This is a genomic window from Paenibacillus sp. A3 (genome assembly GCF_001399685.1).
GTDB lineage: Bacteria > Bacillota > Bacilli > Paenibacillales > NBRC-103111 > Paenibacillus_G.
On sequence record NZ_JTHN01000028.1, the window covers coordinates 26,486 to 52,927 of the forward strand.

The 26,442-nt window shown below is 55.5% G+C and carries 25 protein-coding genes and 1 pseudogene; 3 read left to right on the plus strand and 23 right to left on the minus strand.

All coding sequences use genetic code 11. From position 1 onward, the window contains the following. Positions 1-22 precede the first annotated feature (22 nt). From acsA to QJ48_RS03590, 11 genes are all read right to left on the minus strand, one after another. Positions 23-1,750 carry an acetate--CoA ligase gene (acsA, locus tag QJ48_RS03540; RefSeq protein ID WP_054972277.1) on the minus strand — a complete coding sequence of 576 codons (1,728 nt, stop codon included), beginning with the start codon at positions 1,748-1,750 and terminating at the stop codon, positions 23-25. 210 nt (positions 1,751-1,960) lie between these two features. Continuing rightward, positions 1,961-2,560: a bifunctional 2-polyprenyl-6-hydroxyphenol methylase/3-demethylubiquinol 3-O-methyltransferase UbiG gene (locus QJ48_RS03545; RefSeq protein ID WP_054972278.1), complete on the minus strand. Its 600-nt coding sequence runs from the start codon at positions 2,558-2,560 to the stop codon at positions 1,961-1,963. 274 nt (positions 2,561-2,834) lie between these two features. Beyond that, a complete protein-coding gene (locus tag QJ48_RS03550; RefSeq protein WP_054972279.1) occupies positions 2,835-3,416 on the minus strand; it encodes a hypothetical protein in 582 nt (193 codons plus the stop codon). Positions 3,417-3,421: 5 nt separating this feature from the next. Beyond that, the gene (locus tag QJ48_RS03555) at positions 3,422-4,774 is read right to left on the minus strand and encodes an alpha/beta hydrolase (RefSeq protein WP_054972280.1); all 1,353 of its coding nucleotides are present in this window, start codon (positions 4,772-4,774) and stop codon (positions 3,422-3,424) included. Positions 4,775-4,779: 5 nt separating this feature from the next. Further along, a complete protein-coding gene (locus QJ48_RS03560) occupies positions 4,780-6,123 on the minus strand; it encodes an alpha/beta hydrolase (RefSeq protein ID WP_054972281.1) in 1,344 nt (447 codons plus the stop codon). Positions 6,124-6,146: 23 nt separating this feature from the next. Beyond that, on the minus strand, positions 6,147-7,061 hold the full coding sequence (locus tag QJ48_RS03565) for a LacI family DNA-binding transcriptional regulator (protein WP_054972282.1): 915 nt from the start codon (positions 7,059-7,061) through the stop codon (positions 6,147-6,149). A gap of 63 nt (positions 7,062-7,124) precedes the next feature. Continuing rightward, positions 7,125-8,867, minus strand: coding sequence for an alpha-glycosidase (locus QJ48_RS03570; RefSeq protein WP_054972283.1), 1,743 nt, complete (start codon positions 8,865-8,867; stop codon positions 7,125-7,127). 30 nt (positions 8,868-8,897) lie between these two features. Then, positions 8,898-9,731, minus strand: a complete 834-nt coding sequence (locus QJ48_RS03575; protein ID WP_054972284.1) for a sugar ABC transporter permease — start codon at positions 9,729-9,731, stop codon at positions 8,898-8,900. Positions 9,732-9,749: 18 nt separating this feature from the next. Beyond that, complete coding sequence (locus tag QJ48_RS03580; protein ID WP_054972285.1) at positions 9,750-11,048, minus strand: sugar ABC transporter permease; 1,299 nt, start codon at positions 11,046-11,048, stop codon at positions 9,750-9,752. Positions 11,049-11,091: 43 nt separating this feature from the next. Next, a complete protein-coding gene (locus tag QJ48_RS03585; protein ID WP_054972286.1) occupies positions 11,092-12,384 on the minus strand; it encodes a maltose ABC transporter substrate-binding protein in 1,293 nt (430 codons plus the stop codon). A 421-nt stretch (positions 12,385-12,805) separates the two neighbouring features. Then, positions 12,806-13,444 (minus strand): PrsW family glutamic-type intramembrane protease, encoded by a 639-nt coding sequence (locus tag QJ48_RS03590; protein ID WP_082420324.1) that lies wholly within the window; start codon positions 13,442-13,444, stop codon positions 12,806-12,808. Between the two features lie 65 nt (positions 13,445-13,509). Between QJ48_RS03590 and QJ48_RS03595 the strand changes: the two are divergent. Next, positions 13,510-13,713 (plus strand): annotated as a pseudogene (locus QJ48_RS03595) (excinuclease ABC subunit A); the annotation flags it as partial. A gap of 129 nt (positions 13,714-13,842) precedes the next feature. Here the strand turns inward: QJ48_RS03595 and QJ48_RS03600 are convergent. From QJ48_RS03600 to QJ48_RS03635, 8 genes are all read right to left on the minus strand, one after another. Continuing rightward, entirely contained in the window at positions 13,843-14,268 is a 426-nt protein-coding gene (locus QJ48_RS03600; RefSeq protein ID WP_054972289.1) for a hypothetical protein, read from the minus strand. 2 nt (positions 14,269-14,270) lie between these two features. After that, on the minus strand, positions 14,271-14,771 hold the full coding sequence (locus tag QJ48_RS03605; RefSeq protein WP_054972290.1) for a MauE/DoxX family redox-associated membrane protein: 501 nt from the start codon (positions 14,769-14,771) through the stop codon (positions 14,271-14,273). Between the two features lie 37 nt (positions 14,772-14,808). Next, a complete protein-coding gene (locus QJ48_RS03610; protein ID WP_157261492.1) occupies positions 14,809-15,210 on the minus strand; it encodes a hypothetical protein in 402 nt (133 codons plus the stop codon). Between the two features lie 311 nt (positions 15,211-15,521). Then, positions 15,522-15,974, minus strand: coding sequence for a hypothetical protein (locus tag QJ48_RS03615; RefSeq protein ID WP_054972291.1), 453 nt, complete (start codon positions 15,972-15,974; stop codon positions 15,522-15,524). A gap of 24 nt (positions 15,975-15,998) precedes the next feature. Next, positions 15,999-17,768, minus strand: a complete 1,770-nt coding sequence (locus QJ48_RS03620) for an ATP-binding cassette domain-containing protein (protein WP_054972292.1) — start codon at positions 17,766-17,768, stop codon at positions 15,999-16,001. After that, entirely contained in the window at positions 17,765-18,259 is a 495-nt protein-coding gene (locus QJ48_RS03625; protein WP_054972293.1) for a hypothetical protein, read from the minus strand. Before QJ48_RS03625 ends, QJ48_RS03620 begins: the two co-directional genes overlap by 4 nt. A 190-nt stretch (positions 18,260-18,449) precedes the next feature. Next, on the minus strand, positions 18,450-19,331 hold the full coding sequence (gene pdxS / locus QJ48_RS03630) for a pyridoxal 5'-phosphate synthase lyase subunit PdxS (protein ID WP_054972294.1): 882 nt from the start codon (positions 19,329-19,331) through the stop codon (positions 18,450-18,452). An 18-nt stretch (positions 19,332-19,349) separates the two neighbouring features. Further along, positions 19,350-20,108, minus strand: a complete 759-nt coding sequence (locus QJ48_RS03635) for a type 1 glutamine amidotransferase (protein ID WP_063858008.1) — start codon at positions 20,106-20,108, stop codon at positions 19,350-19,352. Positions 20,109-20,215: 107 nt separating this feature from the next. Here QJ48_RS03635 and QJ48_RS03640 point away from each other — a divergent pair, with 107 nt between their 5' ends. Continuing rightward, complete coding sequence (locus tag QJ48_RS03640) at positions 20,216-21,112, plus strand: LysR family transcriptional regulator (RefSeq protein ID WP_054972295.1); 897 nt, start codon at positions 20,216-20,218, stop codon at positions 21,110-21,112. Between the two features lie 57 nt (positions 21,113-21,169). On the opposite strand, the gene QJ48_RS03645 is transcribed toward QJ48_RS03640, so the two are convergent. From QJ48_RS03645 to QJ48_RS03655, 4 genes are all read right to left on the minus strand, one after another. Further along, positions 21,170-22,366 carry an acetylornithine transaminase gene (locus tag QJ48_RS03645; protein ID WP_054972296.1) on the minus strand — a complete coding sequence of 399 codons (1,197 nt, stop codon included), beginning with the start codon at positions 22,364-22,366 and terminating at the stop codon, positions 21,170-21,172. 17 nt (positions 22,367-22,383) lie between these two features. Further along, entirely contained in the window at positions 22,384-23,628 is a 1,245-nt protein-coding gene (gene glyA / locus QJ48_RS03650; RefSeq protein WP_054972297.1) for a serine hydroxymethyltransferase, read from the minus strand. A 126-nt stretch (positions 23,629-23,754) separates the two neighbouring features. Continuing rightward, a complete protein-coding gene (locus tag QJ48_RS36585; RefSeq protein WP_157261493.1) occupies positions 23,755-23,901 on the minus strand; it encodes a hypothetical protein in 147 nt (48 codons plus the stop codon). Between the two features lie 38 nt (positions 23,902-23,939). Further along, positions 23,940-24,809, minus strand: a complete 870-nt coding sequence (locus tag QJ48_RS03655) for a helix-turn-helix transcriptional regulator (protein WP_054972298.1) — start codon at positions 24,807-24,809, stop codon at positions 23,940-23,942. A 129-nt stretch (positions 24,810-24,938) separates the two neighbouring features. Here QJ48_RS03655 and QJ48_RS03660 point away from each other — a divergent pair, with 129 nt between their 5' ends. After that, positions 24,939-26,303 carry an MATE family efflux transporter gene (locus QJ48_RS03660; protein ID WP_054972299.1) on the plus strand — a complete coding sequence of 455 codons (1,365 nt, stop codon included), beginning with the start codon at positions 24,939-24,941 and terminating at the stop codon, positions 26,301-26,303. Positions 26,304-26,442: the final 139 nt, after the last annotated feature.

Sequence of the window (26,442 nt, forward strand, 5' to 3'; positions counted from 1 at the left end):
CTCTGTTTTATGAATCCGAAGCTTAATCCTCTATCGTCGACATGTCGCCGACCGGCAAATTCAATTCCCACGCTTTTAGCACGCGGCGCATAATTTTACCGCTTCTCGTTTTGGGCAGCTTGTCCTTGAACTCGATTTCACGAGGCGCCGCATGAGCGGACAAGCCGGTTTTGACAAATCGGACAATCTGCTCCTTCAGCTCTTCCGACGGCGTATAACCGTCCCGCAGCGCGATGAACGCTTTGATCACTTCGCCCCGCATCGGGTCCGGCTTGCCGATGACGCCCGCTTCCGCAACCGCCGGATGCTCCACCAGCTTGCTCTCGACCTCGAAGGGTCCGACCCGCTCGCCGGAGGTGTTGATGACATCGTCAACGCGGCCTTGAAACCAGAAGTAACCGTCCTCGTCGCGGAAAGCGGAGTCTCCGGACACATACCAACCCTGGAAGCGGAAATACTCTTCGTACTTGGCCGGATTGTTCCAAATGCGGCGCATCATGGACGGCCATGCCGTTTTGATCGCCAGATTTCCCATGCAGTAAGGCTCCAGGACACGGCCCTCGTCGTCCAGGATGGCCGCGTCCACGCCCGGAATCGGCTTGCCCATCGATCCCGGCTTAATTGCCATCCCCGGGTAATTGCAGATGAGCTGGCCCCCGGTCTCCGTCATCCACCAAGTGTCATGGATGCGCTGCTTGAATACGTTCAATCCCCAACGGACGACCTCCGGATTTAAAGGCTCGCCGACGCTGAGCACATGGCGGAGCTTGGACAGATCGAACCCGGAAACCAGCTCGTCTCCGGCTCCCATCAGCATGCGGAAGGCGGTAGGCGCGCTGTACCAGACGGTAATGCCGTACTTTTGCAGGGTGGCGTACCAATCCGCTGGCTTGAACCGTCCCCCGCGGATCACGTTCGTCGCGCCGTTGAGCCACGGAGCAAAAACGCCGTAAGACGTGCCGGTCACCCAGCCCGGATCGGCCGTGCACCAATACACGTCGTCCTCCTTCAAGTCCAGCACGATTTTGCCTGTATAGTAATGATGAAGCATCGCATCATGGACATGAAGCACGCCCTTGGGCTTTCCGGTAGAGCCGGAGGTGTAATGCAGAATCAGGCCGTCCTCGCGGTCCATCCATTCGAGGTCCAACTCTTCGGAAGCGCTTTCCATTGCTTTGTGGAAATCGACCTGCCCCTCTTCCAGGCGAAGAAGGTCGTGTCCGACCAAGATCACATGCTTCAGATGGGGTAAATCCCGAACCGGGATGCGCGGAAGCTGGGAAGGCGTCGTGACGATCGCCACGGCCTGGCTGTCTTCCAAGCGGTCCTTCACGGCCGTCTCCATAAAGGCCTCGAACAAAGGGCCGGCAATCGCGCCGACTTTAATAATCCCGAGAAGCGCAAAGTACAGCTCGGGAGAACGGGGCATGAAAATAAACACGCGGTCCCCTTTTCCAATGCCCAATTGACGAAGCACGTTGCCGAAGCGGTTGGAGCTGTTTTTCATTTGCCCGAAGGTGTACGCTTCTTCTCTCTGACCGTCGCTGTAGTATAAGGCGATTTTGTCCCGGCGCGAGGACTCGGCATGCCGGTCGATCGCTTCGTACGCCATATTGATTTTTCCGGTTTCGTGCCATGTGAACTCACTCTCCACCTCCTCCCATCGAAACTGTCCCCGCATCTGCTCGTAATTTTCCATGTTGGGGCTGGCCGCCGTGGCCGCAATACGCTCATTCGTAAACGAACTCATGATGTAGACCCTCCCAATCGATAATAGATGTTTGCCCTTCTGAGCCTAAGTAAAGCAATTATTGTGCCAACCGTCGGAGTGCGGGAAATGAAAGGAATGCACAAAAAAATGTGTCCCATTTCGGGACACATTTGCCGATTCGATCCGATACAGTGATGCAAAATGGGACACTTGGGGCATCTGCAGCAGCCTGCGCGCCTGACGGATTTCTCATTTTTTTCTCAATACAAGTTGAATGACATGGGCTAAACCGGTGTGCGCCTTTCCTTCCACCCGCTCTTGCTCGCCATAGAAGAAATGGATCACCTCATGACCTTCGCACCAAGCAAGAATTTCTTTGGGGTCGTAGAGCAAATCCGGGTCCGGGGGGCCGCCGGTACCGTACTTTAATTGGTCCTTCGAGTATACCTCAAGCATCATAATGCCTTCAGGCCTTATGGCGTTTTTCATTTTATTGAGAATCATGGCCTGATCGTCTTTATGAAAATGCCCGAATACCATGATGGCGGCATCATATCGCTCGTTCGACACCTCATCCGCCAACAGGTCTAGTTTTTGGGTATGTACCTCAACTGCATGCTTCCGGGCCAGTTTTTTCGTTTTTTGCAGGCCGCTCTCCGCATAGTCAATGGCGGTCACTTCATGATTTCGTTTTGCTAAAAAGACGGCATTCCGGCCCTCGCCCTCCGCAAACGCGATAACTTTGTGACATGGTTCCAATCGAAAAGCTTGTTGTTGAATAAATACGTTAGGATCTTCCCCATAATAATATTCCTCCGAATTAAAACGCTCATGCCATACATTTCCCATAATTCCCGACCTCCTGTGAGTAAGATATTGGACATCGAAGACTCAGTATGTCTTTAATAAAGCAAAAAAAACAGCATGGGTGCAGAGCATACTTCGCCGTTTTAGTAATTTTCGTCATCGATTGTAGAGTTATTATATCTATAATATCTTCGAAATTGGCAGTGTGTCAATAGCGCAAGGCATCGATAACGCGCCGATACAACCGTATTCCGGCTATGAAAAAAATAAGCCGCGGCTCCTATTCAGGGCCACGGCTCGTTGTACAGTAATTCGCTCAAAGCGTACGAAACTTAAGATTTTTGCAGTCGATGGCGAACGAGAAAGCCCTCTGCTCGCTTCCATCCAACGAAAGCTCCACGATCAAGCTCTCCAGCTCTTTCTCCGTTAAAGCTTGACCGCTGATCCAGCCGTGCCTTTCTTTGCCGGGCAGGATTGTCGCCCCGGTAAAGTCGGGGTTGGTTGGGGAAGCCCCGACCTTTTCGCTTACCTTGCCCGCGCTGTTGTCGTTCGACTGTATGGCAAGACGGCTTGGGTCAACCGCAACGTTTTCGTTCGCGGTCCCGTTCTTGATCGTAATTTCGAAATCCGTCGTTTGTGCGGTCCGCCGGATGGAATGAACGGTAACCTCAACGCCGTTAGTTGTTTGCGTGACCGGCAGTTTCTGTAGCTGGGGCTCCGAGCCGCTTTTATTCGAAGCGGAATTTTCGTTCCCCCCGACCGGTCCCGAAACATAATTGCTATCAATTGGCACGGGATTATCGATATCCTGCGCGGCATGCGGGGTTCCGTTCATTAACACGGCCCCTGTAAACACAATCGAACCGCAGACGAGTCCGAGCATAATTTTTTTCACCATGATAATTAATCCTCTCTGATGTCGTTAGACCAGCGTTCGACGGTCAGCTCCAACCGCGAATCGGCCTCGGCCCGGTAGTGGCGCACCACCGGATTTCCGGCTTGATCCGTTTCCGCCCCGCCGTCGGCTCTGCTAATTTGATAAACGAACTCGGTATGAAGCGGAAGCTCAAGCCGCTCGGAATATACAGGCGCATCCGGCTGCTTGCTTAAAGGAAACCAGGCGTATAACGTGACGGTTTCCGGTGTATGCGGCGGGACATGAACCCTTAAATCGAGGGTAACCCGCTCCTTCAGCTCCTTGACCACACGGATGGAAAGAGCAGCCTCCAAACCGCGGTAATTGACCGTCACCGTCGTCTCTCCTTCTTCCTTCGCCACCACGGTCCCGTCCTCTTGAACCTCTACGATCCGAGGGTCTTCCACCCGGTAAGCCGCCCTGAGCAGAGACATCTTCAAGCCGCTGTCAAACTCCGCGATCGCGTTTAACCGGCAGAGCGGACCGCGGATGCCGACTTCGTCCCAGCCGCACAACGATAACGAGCGCGCCTGACCCTTTGCTCCAAATAAATGGAGCAGCGGAGAGGCCAGTCGGGCCGCCCAGTCTTTCTCCACATGAGCCGCTTCGGGATCGAAGAAATACAGCAGCTCGTCGTCGGCTTCGTATCCGAGGAGGGCAAGCTGCTCCGCGACCTCGCGGACATGCTTTTCCATGATCAGCGTGCCTTCCCTGCCTCCCAAATCGATCCAGATCCGGGAAACCGGCTGCTTCGTGCCGAACGTATGATACTGCCGGAATTCTTCCAGCGTCACGGGATCGACGTAGTAAAAATACGGCGACAGAATCGCCAGCTTGCCGAAAATGTCCGGACGGCGCAAGCCGATATGGTAGGTGACCTGCCCCCCGCGGGAAGACCCCATTAAGCCCGTATGCTCCGGGTCCGGCTTCGTGCGGAAAAGCGCATCGATGTAAGGCTTGACTTCCTCGATGATGAAGCGCTCGTAGAGCTGCCCTTTGGGCTGGATTCGGACTTTATCGGACGGATACAGAACCCCTTCCAGCTCGTGGGTAAATTCATCGGCCCGCTCGACACCCCGATTCGGAATGCCGACGACGATGATTTCTTCCATGAGGCCGCTCTGAATTAAGCGGTCCGCGGTCTCATGGACATTCCAGGAATAGCCGTTGAAGGCGGGATGGAAAATATTTTGCCCGTCGTGCATATACAGCACCGGATACCGCTTCGCTTGATCCCAGCGATAGCTTGGAGGGAGGTAAACAAACAGATCCCGCGTATTGTCCAAGTGGGCGGAGTAGAAATTTTCCACCTTCAAAATGCTCGATTGGTTATTCCGCATCCTCATCACCTCTGCTCGTTCACGGGCGCCGCATCCACCCAATTTTCTACTTCGTAATTCAGAACAAGGCCGTCCCTGGCCGTAAATTTCCGGTAAGCAATTTCCCGGCCTTGCCGGTCCGTCTCATGCATGCCCAAGCCGCGGGAAATGCGGAATTCGAAGGACATATCCCGCGGTACCTCAAAGGTTCCTCCATACAGTCCTTCGCGGATCATCGGCAGCTCGATGCCGGCGTATAGCGCAGCTGTTGGCGGCGTAGAAGCCGGCACTTTCACGTACGCTTGGACGGTGACCGTCTCCGAAACCGACGGGACAACGGCAACAGCCAATTCAGCCGTCAGGCTGCCGTTTATGTACCGAACCGTCGTCTCCCCTTCTTTCTTCGGCAGCAATTTGCCGTCTGCCGTCACGTCCAGCAGCTCGGGATCGACTACTTCATAGCAGGCGTTTAAATCCGTCATCATGAAGCCGCTGTCGTAGTGCACCACCGGATTGAGCGTACGCTTCGGCCCTTCGATCCCAACCGCCTCCGGCCCATGCAAATCGACACGAACAGGAGTTCCGATGCAGCCAAAAAAATAAAGCAGCGGCGCATGCACTCTGGCGGCCCAATCCTTCTGCGAATGGCCCGAATTGACGGCATAATAGTACATAAAATCGTCCCCGGGCCGGTATCCGGCGCCGATCAGCGTATCCGCGACATGCCGCACATGTTTTTCCATAACGGTAAAGCCTTCGGCATCTCCCACGTCCATCCAAATGCGCAGAGCTTTCTTTTCCGTGTAGACGCGGCTCAACCAGCGGTCCTCCATCGTGCGGAGATCAACGCTTGCGAAGAACGGACACAAAGCCCCGATCATCCCGAACGTCTCGGACCTGCGGAACCCGATATTGTAAGAGACCAAACCGCCCGCGGACGATCCCATCAGCGCCGTATGCTCCTGATCCGGCAGCGTCCGGTATTCCCGGTCGATATAAGGCTTTACTTCACGGACGAGAAACTCCTCGTACAGCTCGCCCTGATTCGTCGTATCGAAAACCCGGTGTCCGTACGGATTCTCATGCATATATTCCGCAATCCGGGCATCCTCGATGTGGGCTACCGCAACGATGATAATTTCCCGCATGCGTCCTTCGGCGATCAGGCGGTCAACCGTTTTGTGTACGTCCCACGATTCGCCCTTCCGGTCCTTGTAGAACGCGTGCTGCCCGTCCTGCATATACAGGACAGGGTACCGCTGCCCCGCGTCCGTTTCATAGCTCGGAGGCAGATATATAAATATATTTCTGGAATTGTCAAGAATCTGGGAATAAAAATGATTGATTTCGATCAGCCGCGACGAACTCACGCCACATTCTCCTCACCGGATCGTCACGTGATGACGGACAGGCAATAAAACTTTTCACGGCTTACCTCATCCGCATCCTGAATATTGCGATCCATCATACGGACAATCTCTTTGTAGTCATTCATATCAAACGCAACTTTCGCCATCCCTTGCGGAACGATTTCCGGACAATGGCTTGTGCACAGAACAGCGAGCCGGTCATGGATCTTGGCCGCTTCATACGCCAAAAATTCATTCATCACGATCCCCGGACGTCCGGCATACGCGGACAGAAATTCATTTAAGCCCTCGATGCTCTCGCACACATGAACCCGTTCTTCGTCCAAGCCGGATTGCCGCTTGATAAACTCCACCAGTTCGGCATTGTTATACGAATCCATCACCAGAAACTGCGGGGCTTCGCCAAGCAGGCTGCGAGCCGCTTCAAAGCTCCGCACGAAATCCGGAACGATTTTGTGAAACAACGGGTCTTCGATATAGCTGTCGATCACGAAGACGGGAACGCCGAATCCGAAATAATTCGATATGGTTGTAAATTGTTCTTTATCCACATCCAATAAGAATACGCCGTCCAAATTGCGCTCCATGATAATTTTCGAGGACGGGCCCAAGTTATCGATTTGCATAAAAATAACATGATACCCCAGCTCGCTGCAGTGCCGCTCGATGGCGTTGATCGTTCTCGCATACTTCAAATCGGACCATATATGACGGTCCTCCCCTTTAAACCATAAGATGCCGATGAGTCCGGTTTTCTTGACCTTCAGCGACTGCGCCGTACGGTTCGTTACGTATTTCAGCTGCTGCGCGGCCTTCAGTACCTTCACGCGCGTTTCATCGGATATGGATTGGGTCTTCACGTCGTTCAAAATATACGAAACCGTCGCAATGGAAACGCCGGCTGCTTTAGCTATGTCTTTGATCGTTGCTTTTTTCATGGTTTAACCGCCTCTACTTAAACGTTTAGGTCGATTAAAGCATACGGCCCTGTCTTTGTCAAATCATGACAATGGCGCCTTTAAAATAAGCCATCCGTACGGAGGCAAGCTGATAGAAAGCCGCTCTTGTGTCAGTTCGAAGCTTCCGTCGCCCATGGCGATTTCGAACGATATCTGCGCGTCCAAGGCGATATCCGCGACAGCCGGATGCCCGCTGTTGTTGAAGCCGATGTAGAGCTGTTCGTCTGCATCCGTTCTACGGATGACAAGCTGATGATCCTTGGCATAGATCACCTGAAAAGTTCCGTCCCGCAACGCCCGATGCTGCCGTCGGTACGAAATGATCGTCCGGTAAAACGCAAGCAGCTCCTGATTTTGCCGGTCCTCGTCCCAAATCATCGGCCGCCTGCAGTCAGGGTCCGCCCCGCCCTGCATCCCTACTTCGTCGCCGTAATAAATGCACGGAACGCCGGGGAACGCAAACTGAAACAGCACGGCGAGTTTCGCTTTCCTTGCCTCCTGCGCGACCGTAAGCAGCCGCGGCGTATCGTGGCTTCCGACGATGTTAAAGGCCGCTTCGTTCACCTGCTGCGGATACTGGGCCAGCAGCCGGTTGATCCGGTGAGAAAACTGCTCCGCACCGATCGCATCCTTGGCAAAAAAATCAAGTATAGCTTCTGTAACCGGATAGTTCATGACCGCATCGAACTGATCTCCCTGCAGCCACGGCATCGCGTCGTGCCAAATCTCGCCCAGAATATAAAAATCCGGCTTGAGCGACTTCAAAGCTTTGCGAAAATGCCTCCAAAACTCGTGATCGACCTCATTGGCCACATCCAGCCGCCAGCCGTCGATATCGCATTCCTTCACCCAATACTGCGCCACGTCCAGCAGGTATTGCCGGACCTCCGGATTCGCCGTATTCAGCTTCGGCATATGCGCCTCGAAAGCGAAGCAGTGATAGGAAGGTCTGGGCTTCGTCTGCACCGGAAATTGCTTGATGTGGAACCAATCCCGGTAGCGCGATGCCGTTCCGTGGCGGACCACATCTTGAAAAGGAGCGAACAGCGCGCCGCTATGATTGAATACGGCATCCAGAATGACGCGAATCCCGCGCTCGTGACAAGCCTGAACCAGCTTCTTCAGCAATCCGGTATCCCCGAACTGCGGATCGATTTTCATATAGTCCGTCGTATCGTACTTATGATTCGTCTCCGCCGCAAACAGCGGGGTAAAATAAATCGCGTTAACACCAAGCGAGCTAAGGTGATCCAGTCGGTCCAATACGCCCTGCAAATCGCCGCCGTAAAAATCGTGCGGCCCCGGGTCCGCCTCCTCCCATGAACGAACGCCGGCCGGATCGTTCGACGGATCGCCGTTCGCAAACCGCTCGGGAAATATTTGATAAAACACAGCCTCTTTTACCCACCCCGGCGGCTTCGAAACTTCATCCGGCCACAGAAACGGATAATCGAAGAAGGAAAGCGGGTCCTGCGGCTTTTCCTTCTGAATGCCAGTCTCCGTGTACCAGACCGTTTCGTCCTCCGAGATCAAGGCAAACGCATAGCGCAGTCTGCGATGCGGAGGAACAAGCTCCGCCTGCCAATAATCAAACCGTTCATCGCTTGCCAGCTTATGAAGATATTGCTCGCTGGCGGTTTGCTCCCAATCGTACTTGTCGCCATAGAGAGCTTTTACCGCGCGCAGATCGTCTTTTTTCGTCCGCAGCCGGATATGGATCGTCCGGTCGTCGTAAGCGTAACAATCCGCATGGCCGGACCGGTGGTAAACCGCTTCTAATAACATGGCATACGCCTCCTTTTGGAAAAAATTGCGTTACCCTTTATCCGCGCCAGCCGCGATTCCGTGAATTAAGTACTTCTGGAAATACATGTACAGCAGCGTGATCGGCAGCGCCACAAGCACGGCGCCGGCTGCGAATAACGTAAAGCTGGAATTGGTCTCGTTGGCCACCATCGCATACAGCCCTTGCGCCAGCGTCATTTTGTCCGAGGACCTAAGAACGATTTGCGGCAAAATAAAGTCCATGAACGGCGTAATGAAGCTGTTCAGAGCTACGAACGTAATCGCCGGCAGCGATAAAGGAAATATAATTTTAAAGAACGCGTCGGCATGGCTCGCACCGTCGATAAACGCGGCTTCCTCCAGACTTTTCGGGATCGTGTCGAAGTGCCCTTTCATGACCCAGGTGCCCATGGACACCGCTCCGCCGGCATAGATGAGAATCAGCCCCAGATGCGTGTCGAGCAGCTTCGTTTGCAGCAGCAGCACAAAAATCGCCATGACGGATAAAAACCCCGGAAACATTTGCAGGACCAGCAGCATCATCAAGCCTTGCTGTCTCCCTTTAAATCGGAATCTGGAAAAAGCATACGCCGTCGCCGCCACCAATGCCGTCGATACGACCGCGTTCACCAGCGCGATCTTGATCGTATTTTGATACCACAGCACAAAATCGGTCGTATGGAGCAGCTCGATGTAATGCGCGATCGTCGGGTTATCGGGAATCATCTTGCTGACGAGCAAGTTATCGCCCGGATTCAGAGACGTGCCTACGATCCACACAATCGGGTAAACCGTCGTGACGAGCAGCACCGCAAATACCGCGTAAATTCCCGTGACGATCAGTTTGTTTTTTAATTTGGACATCCAGATCAAATCCTCTTCTTAAACGGACTTCATCCGCTTGTAATTCCATAAGGAAAATGCCGCAATGAGAATGAACATAATGATGGATACGGCCGAGGCCATATTAAACTGGCTTTGATTCAATGTCATCTTGAAGATCCACGAGATCAAAATATCCGTGCTTCCGGCGTAATAATAATCCGGATTATTCGGCTTCCCGTCCGTCAGCAAGTAAATCAAGTTGAAGTTATTGAAGTTAAACGCAAACTGCATAATAAAGATCGGCGCCGTCGCCATCAGCACGAGGGGCAGCGTAATTTTGACGAACTTTTGCGGTCCCGATGCCCCGTCGACGTCCGCCGCTTCGTACAGATCGCGCGGCAGGGTCGTCAAGATTCCCGACATCAACGCCATCAGGAACGGCGTCGAGAACCACAAATTCACCAAAATGACGGATACTTTTGCCATCGTCGGATCGGAAAGCCAGGGCACGGGAGAGAAGCCGAGCTTCACGATCAGATCGTTCACCGGACCGAACGTTCCGTTCAGCAGCACCCTGAAAACGAGGATCGAGATGAACTGCGGGATCGCCCAAGGCAGGATGAACACCGTTCTCCAAAATTTTTTGAAGCGGACCTGCGGGTGATTCACCATCATCGCGAGCAATAGCCCGCTGAGAAAGACGGTAGAGGTCGAAGCCGCCGCCCAGATGATGTTCCAAACGGAAATGCCGAAGAACGTGGACCTCCATGCTTCCTGCGCGAACAGATCGTAAAACGTGCGGAAGCCGATCCAATCCACCAGCGCCCGGTCCGGAATATGAGCCGGGGCCGAATAGTTGGTGAAGGCGATCAACACGTTAAACACGAGCGGGATGACGGTAACAAACAGGATGAAAAAAGCGGCAGGGATCAGCAGCAAATAAGGAAAATGCCGGAACTTCGCCTGCTTCACGGACTCGACGAAGCCGAGAACATGGCCGCCTTCGTCCCGCAGCTCCCCGTTCTTCTTCGCATCGTAAATATTCAGCGCATAGAACCCCAGGAACAGCAGGATGACGACGAGGGTAATGAGGCCGTTGATCAGCAGAAAGATCGAATGGTCGCCCTGAACGATTTTTCCCCGAATAATCTGCGTCGGGACATCGCCTAGCGTAATCAGCCCAAGGATGCCTTTCCATGCGATGGAATAATAGTTCCAGAAAAACAATTGGGCCAAGACGATGAACAGCAAGCCTTTGATATATTGTCTGTTGTAGAGCTGGCCCAAGCCTATGAACACCGCGGAACAAACGGCTGCCGTGACCTGATGCCGCCGGGCGCTTGGTTGTGATTGCATACGTAAAACCGCCTTAGCCGAGTTTTGAGGATGAATCCGTGCGTTACTTCGTCGTTTTCATGGCTGTCTTGATCTGCTCTACTGCGGTAGTCAGAACGGCTGCCGGATCTTGACCGTCGTTCCAGATCGCAGCGAGCGCGGCGCCCGCGGGCACCCATACATTGCCCATTTCCGGAATGGACGGCATCGGCGTCGAATATTTTGCCTGCTCCAGAAACGCCGCCGCTTTCGGGTCTTGCGTAATGATGGGATCGTCCATCAGGTCCTTCCTCGGGGGAAGCTGGGTCGTCATCTTGAACCGCTTGATCAGATTGTCCTTGCTGGTCGCGTAGCTTGCGAACAGCTTGGCGGCAGCCGGATACTTCGTGTACGAATTGACGTACAGGGCTCGAATGCCGGAGAAGCTGACCGGATGCTCGCCGTTCGGCAGCAGGGGCAGCGGCGCTACGCCATAGTCGAAATTCGCCTTCGACAAGCTGGCCATCAGCCACGAGCCGTTGATGACGGCAGCGGTTTTCCCTTCCTGGAAAAAGCCCGTAATGATGTTGTCGTTGATGTCTCCGGCGTTCAGCGGCAATATTTTTTTGAGCGATTGCAAATATTTTGCTCCTTCAACCGTTTTCGCGCTGTTGAGACCGATATCGTTCGGGTCCGTACCATTGCTTCCGAACACATACCCGCCGTAACCGGCGAGGAACGAGTACGATTGATACAGTTGGCCGACGTCCCACATCAAGGCGAACTTTTTGGCTTTCGGATCGTTGTAGGTTTCGGCGAATTTCACGATGTCGTCGTACGTTTTCGGAGCTTTGTCCATCAAGGACTTGTTGTAAAACAGCGCATACGTATCGATTGCCGTCGGAAAGCCGTAAAGCACGTCCTTGTACGTGACTCCGGCCAGCGCCGAGGACATGACCTCGTTTTTCTTGCTGTCGCCCGACACGTCGTTTTGCAGCACGAGCCCGGCCGTCACCGCATTCCCCAATTGATCGTGCGGTGCAGAGAAGACGTCGGCTCCAATCCCCGCCGGACCGTCGGTGGTCAGCTTCTTAACGGTGTCGATCGCGGGTACCGGCTCCACCTTCACTTTTACGCCGTATTCTTTCTCGAAGCTTTCCGCTACCGCTTTCAAATAATCGAGCTCCGGACCTTTCGATTCCCATACGAGCAATTGGGCGCCTTGCTCCGGCTTTAATGGCTCCGCGGCTGCGTTTCCTCCGGCTTCGTTCCCCGGCTCCTGCCCCGCGGACGAAGGACGGCTCTCTCCGCAAGCGGCTAGGATGGAAGAACTCAGACAAAGGGCAAGAACGGCGGAAATGAAACATCGTTTTGACATGCGAGGTCCCCCTTAAGCATACTGATTTGTACGTGAACTGAATCGTTTAAGTACTGAAACGTTTAAGTAGTATTCAGTGATATCATAGCTTTTCGCTTGCACAGGAGTCAATGATAAAAAATGGAAAACGGATAAGGGGTGGAAGAAGAAGGGCTAGTGCTTGCTGGCACTAGCCGAGCTTATCGAGAAACCCGCTTCGCGTAGAAATTCTCTGCATACGCAAGCGGGGTATATCCCTCCAGCCGCTCTTGAAACCCGTGAACTTGATTAGAATTAGCGGTATCTTCACGGGTTTCAAAGGCGGACGTAAACTCTTACGGGATATACCCCACCTCTATTGGGCTGAGATTTTCTACTCTAGGGTTTCTCAACAGCCTGAGGGCTAGTGCTTGCTGGCACTAGCCCTTGTGCTCCTCTGCCCTTAGCGCCTGACCGCACCGGGCGCAATACCCGGCTCCGCGCGGCGAAACGGTCCCGCGGCCTGCGCCAAGTCCGGGTTGATCCGCAGCAGCGCGCGGATCTCTTCCTCGGTCCCCTGCCGGATCAATCGGCGCAGCAGCCACAGCCCGCATGCGCCGATCACGAGCTGCAGAAGCAGGCCCAGGGAGCCTGTCCCCGCGACTGCGTCCCACAAGAAATGCAAGCCGATAGCCGCGGCTGCATATAACGCGGCAGCCATGCAGGCGGCGTAGCATCCCCGTTCCGCGGAGCGCCGGTTCCAGCGCCACCAGCCCGCGGCCATGACGGCCGTCCACGTGCCGTGGCCGAAGGGCGACAGCAGCCCGCGAAGCCAGAGCACGGCCAGCAGGCTGTCCGGCGAAGCCAGCCGCGCCCAGCCGTACAGCGCGCTCTCGAAGGCGGCGAAACCCATCCCCGCGGCAGCGCCCAGCACAACCGCGTCCGTTAGGAAGCGGGTGCGGCGGGCGCGGAACACGATTAGCAAAGCAAGCAGCTTGGCAAGCTCCTCAATTACCGCCACGGCGATGAGACGGCGATGCCGTGGGAGCTGCTGCCAGCCGCGGCCGCTTTCGTAAAGACGAAAGCGGTCTCCAGCCACCACGCGAACGGCACCGCCAAGGCGGCCGACGCCGCAAAAGCGGCGGCCGAGCGGCCGGGCAGCGCCTGAAGCTCGTGGACAACGGCGGCACGGTGATCGTGATCGAGCATAACCTCGACGTGATCAGTCAAACCGATTGGATCGTCGATTTGGGTCCCGGGGCCGGACAAGAGGGCGGGTTAGTCATCTCCGAAGGCGTTCCCGAACAGCTTATCGAGCATCCGCATTCGGTCACGGGGCATTATTTGAAGCGGTATCTCCACGGCGATTAAACGACAAAACACCTGCCGAAAAGGGCAGGTGTTCAATGAATAAAAGCTTATTTTCACAGTTTCTAGCGCAGTGTAAGCTTTCGGCCATTACTACACAAGGAGTTATCACACAAAAAAGTATGAACTATTTCACGTTTTTGACCGGCTCATCAGCTTTAGGAAAGCCGGTACCTCATGGAAAACGCGGTATTTTCCCCCTTTATCCAGAATAATGCGAGTTGGGCTCACGCCAGACGAGGATGCGTTCAGGCTGCCGGCGCTCACGACGCAATGCCGTTCCCACCTTTTTGATTTGGCGGCAATCAGCCATTCGGGGGCATGGAAAACAACGGTAACCCTGCTCGGCATGTCCGTGAGCAGGAAAGCATCGATCTCCTTGAAGCCCGGCGCCGAGTAGTCCAGAAATAAGATCAGCTCGTTCGTTTCGTTCGCCAACTGCCCGATCTGCCGGACTTGCGCTTGAATTGCCCGTTGCTCCCTCCTTCTCAGTGTGGCAAGTACTGCTATACTTATGGCAAACCACAGTAACGTACATAAAAACAACGGATCGGCCATCGTCAGACCTCTTTTCTTTTCCAACGAATCGTCATGAGCTCAACGGTAAACGACAACGCCATGACCAAAACAAGCGAATGGAGCATGGAATAAGCATCTGCCGGCTCCCGCTTCAAGCCCGCATCGATCAGCAAAATACCGATCAGAACAAGATTTCTATAGATGGGAAACCGGTTGAGGAAACCGACATTGCCGTAGCAGGCGCAGGTTTCGGCCCCGGTGCTTTTTTTCTTTCTCCAGGTCAACCAAGTAAAGACGGACAGCAGCCCGATCGCCGCGAATTGCTTCCAGCCCTCCGCCAAGCCCGTCGCAAACAAGAAAAACAGCAAAAACTCCACAATCAACACGGCATAAGCCGCCAAAGACAGCATGGATACCGGCAGCGCCCCATAGGCATAAATTTCCACCTTTAATCCTTCGAAGCTGCGCAGCTTCATGTAAAAGGGAAGGAAGAACAGAACCGCAATCGTTATATCCAGAATATACGCTATGAAACCCGTCATCTTCGTCGATCACCTCATCAGGTACTAGACGTTTTAGTTAGGAGGCTTGATGCCCGTCCTCCGGCAATCGGATCGTCAGCGGATACCATGCCGCTTCTTCGCCGTCGGTAAAGCACTTGATGTGGATGATTCCCGGCTCCGTCAGCACCAACGTAAATGCAAAATCCTTATCGACGCCCGGAATTTGATCATCCGCTCTATAATTTCTGAGGACGGTCATCGCCGTTTTGCCAAGGCGCTCTCCACAGTCATTGGCGAACTCAAAATGCGTATCTATCGATTTTCCCTGCGGCAAATCAAAGATTTTGAGCAAAATGTACAAATCCAAGGCATACGGCAGAACGGGAATCGTCCGATGGTTTAGTACGGTACCTAACTGATGCCCCTTCGCCTGTTCGTTATGGGTAATCCGGTCGCATACGATTAATTGAGCTTGCAAGGAAGTTCCCCCGTTCTTGAAAGAGTAAAAAGAGAAGAGGGGTGATCCCCCCTCCTCTAATCGGTTTAGTAGCAGCAGCCTATTCTTGGCTGTTGGCACGAGTACGTAGATCCGTCTTTGCATCCGAGGATCTTATTAGCGCCCATCGTTTTCGGATAACTCGAACCGCCAGAAGTACAATCGCTGAGGTAGCAGAACGTTTCATTTTTCAATGGAACATCACAATTCGGGTTGTCGCAAGCCATGGTATTCACCTCCTTTCAACGGAATGTGAAGCTTTATCTTAAGGTGTAATAACCGGGATGCCACTATCAAGCCAGCGCATGGCGGGCGTAGTCTTTCACAAGTTGTTCGTACTCGTCCGCGTTGTAAATAACTCCTTTGGCGGCCACTTTTCCCGAATCGTCGACGAGGATAGCAAAGGGCAGATAGTTCACCGCAAAATACGCCTCCATGTCGCTCTGGTCCAGCGAATAAATCGGGAAGGTCCATCCGAAATATTCGACCATGCTTCGATGATCGTCCTCGTCGCCCGTGGAGAAGAGCCGGAAAGAAAAGGTCGGATGCCTCCGTGTCATCGCTTCGATATGCGGAAGCAAATCGATGCAATGCGAGCAATAGGTGGAAACGAACAGCAGCATCGTACCCGTCGCTTCGCCCGGCTCCGCTGGCGTATTACTGATATGGGGCGGCAGGTCCGATAGCACGGAGCCTATCAGCGGGCCGCTGTCGGCTGATCCGCCCGGCTTACGGTTGAACGACATCGTTACTCCCTCTTTTCGCCTAAATTAGTCGTACCATTGCTTTTGCTGATGCCACATCTCCTGATAAAGTCCTTGCTTGCGAAGCAGCTCGTCGTGCGTTCCGACCTCGGCTATGCGCCCGCCCTCCATCACGAAGATGCGGTCGGCTCTCCGCGCGATCCCGACCCGGTGAGATACCATAAGCACGGTTTTACCACGGCAGTGCTCAAGCATTTCATTCATCAGCCGCACTTCGCTGACCGGATCGAGCGCGGAGGTCGGTTCGTCGAACACGACCAGCTCGTGATCCTCCGAGACGAACACTCTCGACAAAGCGAGCCTCTGCCACTGTCCGCCGGACAAGTTGACCGCGTTATCCTCCATCGTTCCCAGCTTCGTATCCAGTCCTTGCTTGAACGTCTTGGACAGCCCGACCTTCGCGAGCACCGAAAGCAGCTTGTCCGTATTGTGCGCCTCGGCAATATTGCCGACGGCGATGTTATCCCGCACATCCGTCATATACCGGATGTAATCCTGGAAGACGGCGCTCGTTTGGCGCCACATTCCGATCCGGTCCAGCTGCCGGACGCTCACGCCGTCGTACAAGATGGCGTCGGTGTCGCTCCGGTAAAGACCCAGCAGCAGCTTGATCAGCGTCGATTTTCCCGAACCGTTCTCGCCCAGAATGGCGATCATTTCGCCTTTGCGAATCTCCGCGTTGATGTCGGTCAGCGCTGGCTCGTCCCGATTCGGATAGCGGAACGTCAGGTTGCGGATTTGAAGCTCGTCCTGAAAGCGGAATGGATAGGGCTCAACCTGCTCCGGCAGGCGGGCGGCGGCATGCACATCGCTTTCGATCTTGTTCAGCCTTTCAATATGGGCGGCGTTTTCCGTCAGCCTCGAGATCGAGGCAAACATCATCGTAATATTGCTTTCCGTCATCGTTAGCGCCATCGTGATGGCCACGTAATCTCCAATCGTCAGAGAGCCTTTATAAATGAGCAGCGCGGTGATCACAATGACAATACCTGAGCTGATGATGGACAGCAGCTCGCCAGAAGCTTGTCTTTTCAGATTTAAGGTTTCGAGCTGCATGGACAAGGCGTTGGCCTCGTCCTTCTTGCGCAACCACTTCTCCCGAAAATACGGCACCAATTGAAACAGCGTCATTTCCTTCTGCGTCTGGGAGCCCGTCAATACATCGAAATAATAATGATATCCCCGGGATTGCCTCATCATCTCTTCGTTGATCGTTACCCTTCGCCGGACGGCGCGAAGGTCGTAGATGCCCTTCAATGTACCGACGAGCAGCGCCAGCAGGCCGATGTACAGATGATAGTACAGCAGATAGCCCAGACTTACCGCCGCGATCAAGCCCTGCTTGACGAGCCCGGTCACGGTGGAATACGATTCCAGATATTTGCCGTTAATAAAGGACCAATAAGAGAAATCGCCTGTAAACTGGGGATGCTCCTTATCCAGCAGCTCCGTCTTCGCGACAAGATCCACCAATTCATTTTCGCAATGAACGGCAAACGCCATTTGCATCCGTCTGCTTTTGAGCTGGGAGTACGTTTCCAGCAGCAGCCGTACAAGCTGAAACGAGAGAAGAAGCGCAATGCTTCCCATAAGCAGGTACAGATTGTTCGTGGAGAGCTGGTCTACGATCCGTTTACTTAAGTAAATGCCGATATTCGACTGCAGGGCCACCATGAAGTAAACGAACAACGACAGCAAAACGACAGGTTTATTGAACCGGTATACTTTGCAAAAGGCTTGACCGGCGCATCTCATGGTGCGCGCGAACGACTTCATACTTGTGCCAGGCTGCACTCATACACGCGGATCAACGGAGCCGCCAACTGCTCGAGCTTCTCGCAGTCGTTGAAGATGCCGGCGCCGACCGCTTGTCCAATCTTATTCAAAATCAGGGCGTAAGGAACGGCGCCCACCTTCAGTTGGCTTTGCAGCTTAACGGTATCGCACAGGTAGAACGGCATGTCCAAATCATAGATCTCACGCTGCTGCTCCATCGCCTCCGCGCTTCCTTCGAATAACACACAGGAGCAGAATGCTCCGAACCGTTCCGCGAACTCTTGAACAGGTCCCATGCTGCAAGCCGAGCAGGAAGCGCTCATCAGGAACACGACGGAACCATGCTCCGTCTCCCGAAGCCATTGGAAGGAGACGGGCTCCGACTTGGCGAACAAAGTCAGCTTTTCGGGAAAGTACGTTCCCAGCTTGTATTCCTCGGCATATTGCTTTAAAAATCGTCTGTGATCATCAGGCGGGCGTTCAGGCTGCACTACAACTCCTCCAATGCTGTGAACTCGAGTGAGCGGTTGTTCGTCTCGCCTCTGGTAATATTGTATAATTTAGGATGAATTCCTCGCAATGGAATACCATTACTTTATTTGGTAATTTCATGACTTGGATTTCAATGATTCGACATTGTAGAAAAATAAAAAACCCATCGCAAAGGATGGGTTTGACCGCTTACCAGCCGCGCTCCTGCATCCGTTCGGCTGCTTGCAGCGTGGCAATTTCAATCCCTTTCATCGGGGTGCCCAAGTTCCTGGATACCTGCGCAATCAGGGAATAGTCTGTGTAATGCGTGGCCGCCGCCACAATCGCTGCGGCGAACTTTTCCGGCGCGTCGGATTTGAAAATGCCCGACCCGACGAAGACGCCGTCCGCGCCCAGATGCATCATAAGCGCTGCATCCGCCGGGGTCGCCACGCCGCCCGCCGCGAAATTGACGACCGGCAGACGCCCGGTCTCGTGAACGTGCAGCAGCAGCTCGTATGGTGCGCCCAAAGCTTTGGCTTCAGCCATCAGCTCGTCCTTGCTCATGCTCTGCACCTTGCGCATTTGGCTGATCATCATCCGCATGTGCCGCACGGCCTCCACGATGTTCCCGGTGCCCGGCTCGCCCTTCGTGCGGATCATCGAAGCGCCTTCGCCGATCCGCCGCAGCGCTTCGCCCAAGTCGCGCGCTCCACAGACGAAGGGCACGGTAAACGCCCGCTTGTCGATATGGAACAGCTCGTCGGCCGGTGTCAGCACTTCGCTTTCGTCGATATAGTCGGCCCCGAGCGACTCCAGCACCCGGGCTTCCACATAGTGGCCGATGCGGGCTTTGGCCATCACCGGAATCGTCACGGCCTTCATCACTTCCTCGACAACCGTCGGATCGGCCATCCGGGCCACCCCGCCGGCTGCGCGAATATCCGCCGGCACCCGTTCCAGCGCCATCACCGCCGTTGCGCCTGCGGCTTCCGCGATTTTCGCCTGCTCTGTGTTCATCACGTCCATGATGACGCCGCCCTTTTGCATCTCGGCCATTCCTCTTTTTACGCGTGTAGAGCCTGTCTCCATCTCGATTCCCCCTGTGTTCTAGTCTCCGATGGTCCGGTAAACTTGTCCCTTGCCGGAAGCGAACCGCGTATGCTCCGTCTCTGAACAACGCCTTTCCATTGCATCCAGCAGCATGTACAAAATAGTTTTCGACGCGTTCACTAGCTCCGTCTGGTCTGCCATCTCCTCCGGCTTCTGCACGTAGGGGCCTTGGACCAAATCGTCCTTGCCATGCTTCAGCATCCGGCCGATTCCCGCTTCGTCCATCTCCAGATGAAACTGCAAACCGACCACATAGTCTTCGTAAACGAATGCCTGATTCGGACAGCCCTTGCTGCTGGCGGTGCGCATCGCCCGATCCGGCAGCTCAAACGTATCCCCGTGCCAATGAAACGGGACAAACCGCTCGGGAAAGCCCCGGAACGCCGGGCTTTGTTTCGCGGCCTCGGTCAGCTCGACCGGGAACCAGCCGATTTCCCTATAGTAGTTCTGACGGACCTTGCCCCCGATCGCTTCCGCCATCAATTGGGCGCCCAGGCAGATACCGAGCAGCGGCTTCTTCTGCCTGATCGCGGCGGCGATCCATGCCTTCTCCGCGCTTAGCCACGGATAAAGGCGCTCGTCGTACACCCCCATCGGCCCGCCTAATACGACAGCCAGATCGAAATCGCCAAGCGCGGGGAATGCTGCCTGCTCGTATACCTTCGTTCCCGTTACCGTATGGCCCTTCTCCCGAGCCCACGCCTCAATGAGGCCGAGTGTTTCAAACGGCACGTGCTGAATGTAATGAAGCTTCACGGAACATTCACCTACCCTTTCTTTTTCCTATCGTTTACTATATAATGATCGTCAAAATCTATGATTAAACGATACCAAATTCGAATGACATCCCGGAGGAATGCCCCTTGGAACTCAGACAATTGGAATATTTCATGGCTGTATGCCAGGAGCTGCATTTTACGCGGGCGGCCGACAAGCTCGGCATCGCCCAGCCGTCGCTCAGCCAGCAAATCCGCACGCTTGAGCACGAAATCGGCTCGCCCCTGTTCGACCGCGTCGGCAAGAAAACGATCATTACCGAGGCGGGGAAAATTTTGCTCAGCCATAGCTACAGCGTGTTCCACGAACTGTCGCAAGCCCGCGCCGCCATCAGCGAGCTGCAGGGCTTAAAGCGCGGATCGCTGACCATCGGGGCGCTGCTGACGGTCGTCAATTATTTGCTGCCCCCGACCGTCATCTCGTTTCACGAGCGGTATCCGAACGTCAAGCTGTCCGTCCAGGGTCTTCGCACCGGCGATATTTATAACGGGCTGCTGCACAACGAGCTGGATCTTGGCATCGTCTTTATGCCGATGGAGCATGAGGAGCTGGAGACGATACCATTATGCAAGCAGGAGCTCGCATTGGCCGCCCCGCTCGGTCACCCCATCGGGCAGAAGCTCTCCGTGACGCTCGAGGCGCTGCGGGAGACGCCCAGCATTTTGCTGCCGGGCAACTATCATTTGCGGCAGCTTCTGGACGAGCGTTGCCGGGCGTTCGACTTCGCCCCGCAGCCAGTGCTGGAAATGACGACGATGGAGTCTATTATCAATATGGTCGCTCAAGGCGTCGGCGTAACCGTATTGCCGAAGGCTTACCTCGACTATATCGCCGATCCGCGAATCCGTATCGTGCCGATCGCGAATCCCGCGATCACGACGCAAATCGGGGTCGTTTACCGGAAAAATAAATATTTGTGCGCGGCCAGCCGGGTTTTTATGGAGCAGCTTATCACTACGGTTAAAACCCAAAGCCCCGGGTAACAGTATCCTTTCCCGCAACGGCAATCCATCAAACTGCTTGGCGCCCGTCCGCGGGAATTACTTGTCCGAGGCTTGGGAAAGGACATCCGCAAGCTGTTTCACCGCTTCGTCGATTTCATCGTGGGCCACGTACAAATTCGGCATAAACCGGATCACGTATGGCCCTCCCGGCAGCACAAGCAAGCCCTTACGCTGCAGCTCGCGGATGAACGGCTCGACCGGCCGGTCCAGCTCGATGCCGATCAGCAGCCCGAGCCCGCGGACCATCTTCACCGGCGGGACCTGATGCAGCTCCGCCGCCAGCCGCCGCAGCGCGTAGCGCCCGGCCGCTGCCGCCCGCTCCGGCAGCCGCTCGTCCAGCATCGTCCGCAGCGTGGCGATGCCGGCCGCCATGGCGAGCGGCGATCCGCCGAACGTGGAGGCGTGGCTGCCGGGCGTGAACGCTTCGCGCAGCTTGCGTTTCCCCAGCATCGCTCCGACGGGCAAGCCGCTCGCCAGCCCTTTGGCCAGCGTTAGGATATCCGGCTCGATGCCGTAGTGCTCGTAGGCAAACAGCTTGCCGGTACGCCCCATCCCCGTCTGCACCTCGTCGACGATCAGCAGCAAATCCCGCTCTTGGCACAATAGGGCCAGCTCGCGCACAAACGCCGGATCGGCGGGATGCACGCCGCTTTCGCCCTGTACGAGCTCCAGCATGACCGCCGCGGTCCGCTCGTTGATGCACGCTTCCACCGACTCGATATCGTTATACCGTGCATAGGCAAATCCTTCAGGGAGCGGATAGAAGCCGTCCTTCACCTTATCTTGTCCGGTCGCCGTCAGCGTGGCAAGTGTCCGGCCGTGGAACGACTTCTCGAACGTCACGATCTCGTACCGCTCCCTGCCCTGCACCCGCTGGGCATAGCGCCGGGCCAGCTTGATGGCCGCTTCGTTCGCCTCCGCACCGCTGTTGCAGAAGAACGCGAGGTCCGTGCAGCTATGCTCAGCGAGCAGCTTCGCCAGGGTCTCCTGCTGGGGACTTTGAAACAGATTGCTTACATGCCACAAACGCCCCAGTTGCTCCTCCACGCTCTGTTTGACTGGTGGTGGAACATGCCCCAGGTTGCATACGGCAAGTCCCGACATAAAATCCAAATACACATTCCCCCGATCATCCCACAGCCGCGAGCCTTCGCCGCGGACGAAGGTCAGAGGATGCCGCGCATAGGTCGGAAACAGCGCGCTTTCCTTCGCTTCAAGCGACGCTAACTCCATGGCATTCCCTTCTTTCTTCAATCGATGTCGTCATAGAGCGGAAAAGCCGCCGTCAATTCCTTCACCTTGCGGCGCACCTGCGCGCGGACTCCGGCATGGTCCGGGTGCTTGAGCACCGCACCGATCACGCCCGCAAGCTCGGCCATTTCCGAAGGCCCCATGCCCCGCGTCGTAACCGCCGGTGTCCCAATACGGATGCCGCTGGTGACCATAGGACTGGCCGTGTCGAAAGGAATCGCATTTTTGTTCACCGTAATGCCGACGCTGTCAAGCAGCTCCTGCGCATCGATGCCGGTCATCTTGATGCTGCGCAGATCGAGCAGCAGCAGGTGATTGTCCGTTCCGCCGGTCAACACATTCAACTCTTGCGCTAGCAGGCCTTCGGCCAGCGCTTTCGCGTTCGTCAGCACGCGCGCGGTATACTCGGCGAAGTCCGGCTGTGCCGCCTCGCCCAACGCTACCGCCTTGGCGGCGATGATATGCATCAGCGGCCCTCCTTGCGTCGCCGGGAAGACCGCCTTGTCGATCTGGGACGCCCACGATTTACGGCACAAAATGATGCCCCCGCGCGGCCCGCGCAGCGTTTTATGCGTCGTCGTTGTCACGAAGTGCGCATGCGGCACAGGGCTCGGGTGCAATCCTGCAGCCACAGGTCCGGCGATATGCGCCATATCCGCCAAGAATAAAGCTCCGACCTCGGCGGCAATTTGCGCCAGCCGTTCGAAATCGATGATCCGCGGATAAGCGCTCGCGCCGACAACCAGCATCCGCGGTTTGTGCTTGAGCGCCAAGCTCCGCACTTCGTCGTAATCGAGCCGGTGCGTCTTTTCGTTCACGCCGTAAGGAACGAACCGGTACATCTGGCCGGAGGCGTTCACCGGACTTCCGTGTGTAAGATGGCCGCCGTGCGCCAGGTTCATCCCGAGAATCGTATCGCCGGGGCGGACGGCCGCCAGGTAAACCGCCATATTGGCCTGCGCGCCGGAATGCGGCTGCACATTGGCGTGCTCCGCTCCGAACAGCTCCATGGCCCGCCGAATAGCGAGCGATTCGGCCATGTCCACATACTCGCAGCCGCCGTAATACCGTTTGCCGGGATATCCTTCGGCGTATTTGTTGGTCAGTACCGTCCCCATTGCCTTCAAGACGGCCGGGCTGACGAAGTTCTCGGAAGCGATCAGCTCGATATGGTCCCGCTGCCGGGCGAACTCCTTTCGGATCGCTTCCGCCACCGCGGGGTCTTGATCTTGCAAATGCCGCATCGCTTACCCCCCTTTCGATTCCATCGTTCGGTTTCCGAATGACGGTTAACGATTTTTATTATAGGGAGGGTAGTCCGAGCCATCAATTACGAATTCCCTATCGCTATCATAGGCTGGAGCAATCGTTCATCCCGTATGCATCGGCGCTCCCAATCGTTTTTCCAAGCTCCCGAACTGCAAACAACACGATGCCGCAAGCGGCAAAAAGCCGTCTCCTCCGAAGAAAAAACGGCGTTGCCGCGAAGCATGCGGATATACGCTTTCCAGCGTCACTCCGCTCCCCTCCGTTCCAACAGCATCACCGTATCCGGTCAGGCATGGGAAAAGCGCTTGCGGTAGGCGCGCGGAGTCAAGCCTTCCACTTTGACAAAGCAGGACGTAAAGTAGGACGCTTGGTTGAAGCCGACCTCTTCGGCCACCCGGGCGACCGGAAAGTCGGTCTGCTGCAGCAGCAGCTTGGCCTGCTCCAACCGGTAACGCAGCAAATACTCGAAGGGCGAGCAGCCGAACTCCCGCTGCATGCAGCGCGCGATATATACAGGGTGAAAATTGAGCGCCTCCCCCAAGCTCTGTGCGGTCACCGGTTGTTTGAAATGCTGGCGCAGGTAGGATGCCGCCTGATCCGCCACTTCGGCTCCGGGCGGCGGCGTTTCCGCTTGCAGCGAAGCGCTAAGCTGCTCCAGCACCTGCTGAAACAGCTGCTGATGTTTCCAGCGCGCCCAGTTGCGGTGCGACTCCTTTTCCAGCTCGCCGAGCTGCTGCATCGTCCGGTAGACGGACGTCGGCTTCAGCAGCTTGGTAAACTGGGGAAGCTGAATGGCGAAGGTTTGCATTGTGAAACTTTTTTCCTCCATCGAGACGGACGGCAGCGTCGGCACTCCCTCCTCGGTCTCTCTCCACGCGCCCGTCGTGTTGAAATGAAGCCAATAATGCGCCGTATCCGTCATGCACCCCTGCGGCGAATAATGATGCCGGTCAGGCCGGAGAATGATCGCGTGGCCGGCCGTAACTTCGTAGTAAACGCCGCCTTCCATGATATATATGCAGCCTTCCTGCACGACGAGCAGATCGAACACGCCGATGTTGCGCCGGTTCGGATGCTTGCGCCCGGGCGCAATGACGCAGAAGCCGCTGGCCAAATAGTGAGGCAGCGGCGGAGATGTAAATTCCAGAATTGGCATCGCTTTCACCTTCTTATCCTACGCAGTCAGGTTTATAAATTAATATTTTTAGTTCGGATAGTGATACATGCTTTCAAGTATACGCTCTATAATGTGATATGGGAATACGGCATCAGGAGGATACGGAACATGAACGACGACAAAAAGTTTACGCTCTGGGCGCTCGCCTGGCCCATTTTTATTGAAATGTTTTTGCAGTTTTTGCTGGGTACGGCGGACACGCTAATGGTCAGTCGCATATCGGACGGCGCCGTTGCCGTCGTGGGCATTTCCACGCAATTATTTGCAGCCGTCACGATCTTGTTTATGACCGTCGCAAATGGGGCCGGCGTGCTGATCGCGCAGAAGCTCGGAGCCCGCAAACCGGAAGACGCGCGGACGGTCGCCATCATGTCGGTTAATATCTCGGTCGTGATCGGGGCTCTGCTCAGCCTCGCGCTCTATCTTTTTGCCCGCGATATCGCCGCGCTGCTGCAAGTCCCGGCCGCTCTGCTGCCAATGGCCGACACGTACATCTCCATCGTCGGCGGAGGCATGACGCTGACCGCCGCCATGGCCGCTCTCAGCACGGCGATTCGCAATACGGGGAACACGCGCGGTCCGATGTACATCGCGATCGGGATGAACGTCATTCACGTCGTGCTGAACTACGCCTTTATTTACGGCGCCCTCGGCTTCCCGCAATGGGGGCTGGCCGGCGTGGCCGTCTCGACCCTTGTCAGCCGTCTGTTGGCCACGATCGTTCTCGCCTTCCTGTTCGTGCATTCGTTCGAGCGCCGGGTCGGCTGGAAAGACCTCTTGCAGTTCGACCGCCCTTTGTTCCGCGAAACGATGCAGATCGGCTGGCCTATGGGCGTGCACTCGGCTTCGTGGGTATTCTCGCAGCTGATTCTGTTTTCGTTCATTGCGATGCTCGGGGCCAAGGAATTGGCGGCACGGACCTATATGAATACGATGGAGTCGTTTTGCTTCACGCTCGGGTTTTCCGTCGCGATGGCTCTGCAAATTCAGATCGCCCATCTTTTCGGGGCCGGACGGGCACAGGAGGCGTACCGCGCCGCTTATCGGGGAATGTGGACGGGACTTGCGGTCGTCATGATCAATGCGCTGCTGCTGTACGTATTCGGCAGCAAGGCGCTGTCTCTGTTCACCGTCGATGCGGAGATTGTAGCGCTCGGGGTTGCGCTGCTCGGTTTGAACCTGCTGCTGCAGCCGGGGAAAATGATCAATATGGCCATGGGCAGCGCCTTAACGGGAGTCGGCGATACCCGGTTCATTATGATTACCGGAGTGTTCTCGCTCTGGCTGCTCGCAACGCCATTTTCCTACTTCCTCGGCATTCGGCTCGAATGGGGCTTGGCCGGAATTTATACGTCGATGATCGCCGACGAATATTTGCGCGGCTTTCTCGTTCTCCGCCGTTGGAAAAGCGGCAAAATGCTGCACCCGGCCGCAGCCTCGCCCGGACATCAAACCGTCTCGGCACAAAGCTAGCATGCACGGCAAAAGCCCGTCCGATTCGTCATCGGACGGGCTGAGCTTGTTTAGAGACCCGCTTCGCTTAGAGAAATTCTCCGTATACGCCGGTGGGGTATATCCCTCCAGCCGCTGCCCTCCCCCGGAAAGTGAAGTA

Coding starts and splice junctions, on each gene's coding strand:
- acsA (WP_054972277.1), bottom strand. CDS start 1,750: ATGAGTTCGTTTACGAATGAGCGTATTGCGGCCACGGCGGCCAGCCCC.
- QJ48_RS03545 (WP_054972278.1), bottom strand. CDS start 2,560: ATGGGAAATGTATGGCATGAGCGTTTTAATTCGGAGGAATATTATTAT.
- QJ48_RS03550 (WP_054972279.1), bottom strand. CDS start 3,416: ATGGTGAAAAAAATTATGCTCGGACTCGTCTGCGGTTCGATTGTGTTT.
- QJ48_RS03555 (WP_054972280.1), bottom strand. CDS start 4,774: ATGCGGAATAACCAATCGAGCATTTTGAAGGTGGAAAATTTCTACTCC.
- QJ48_RS03565 (WP_054972282.1), bottom strand. CDS start 7,061: ATGAAAAAAGCAACGATCAAAGACATAGCTAAAGCAGCCGGCGTTTCC.
- QJ48_RS03570 (WP_054972283.1), bottom strand. CDS start 8,867: ATGTTATTAGAAGCGGTTTACCACCGGTCCGGCCATGCGGATTGTTAC.
- QJ48_RS03575 (WP_054972284.1), bottom strand. CDS start 9,731: ATGTCCAAATTAAAAAACAAACTGATCGTCACGGGAATTTACGCGGTA.
- QJ48_RS03580 (WP_054972285.1), bottom strand. CDS start 11,048: ATGCAATCACAACCAAGCGCCCGGCGGCATCAGGTCACGGCAGCCGTT.
- QJ48_RS03585 (WP_054972286.1), bottom strand. CDS start 12,384: ATGTCAAAACGATGTTTCATTTCCGCCGTTCTTGCCCTTTGTCTGAGT.
- QJ48_RS03600 (WP_054972289.1), bottom strand. CDS start 14,268: ATGGCCGATCCGTTGTTTTTATGTACGTTACTGTGGTTTGCCATAAGT.
- QJ48_RS03605 (WP_054972290.1), bottom strand. CDS start 14,771: ATGACGGGTTTCATAGCGTATATTCTGGATATAACGATTGCGGTTCTG.
- QJ48_RS03615 (WP_054972291.1), bottom strand. CDS start 15,974: ATGTCGTTCAACCGTAAGCCGGGCGGATCAGCCGACAGCGGCCCGCTG.
- QJ48_RS03620 (WP_054972292.1), bottom strand. CDS start 17,768: ATGAAGTCGTTCGCGCGCACCATGAGATGCGCCGGTCAAGCCTTTTGC.
- pdxS (WP_054972294.1), bottom strand. CDS start 19,331: ATGGAGACAGGCTCTACACGCGTAAAAAGAGGAATGGCCGAGATGCAA.
- QJ48_RS03645 (WP_054972296.1), bottom strand. CDS start 22,366: ATGGAGTTAGCGTCGCTTGAAGCGAAGGAAAGCGCGCTGTTTCCGACC.
- glyA (WP_054972297.1), bottom strand. CDS start 23,628: ATGCGGCATTTGCAAGATCAAGACCCCGCGGTGGCGGAAGCGATCCGA.
- QJ48_RS03655 (WP_054972298.1), bottom strand. CDS start 24,809: ATGCCAATTCTGGAATTTACATCTCCGCCGCTGCCTCACTATTTGGCC.
- QJ48_RS03660 (WP_054972299.1), top strand. CDS start 24,939: ATGAACGACGACAAAAAGTTTACGCTCTGGGCGCTCGCCTGGCCCATT.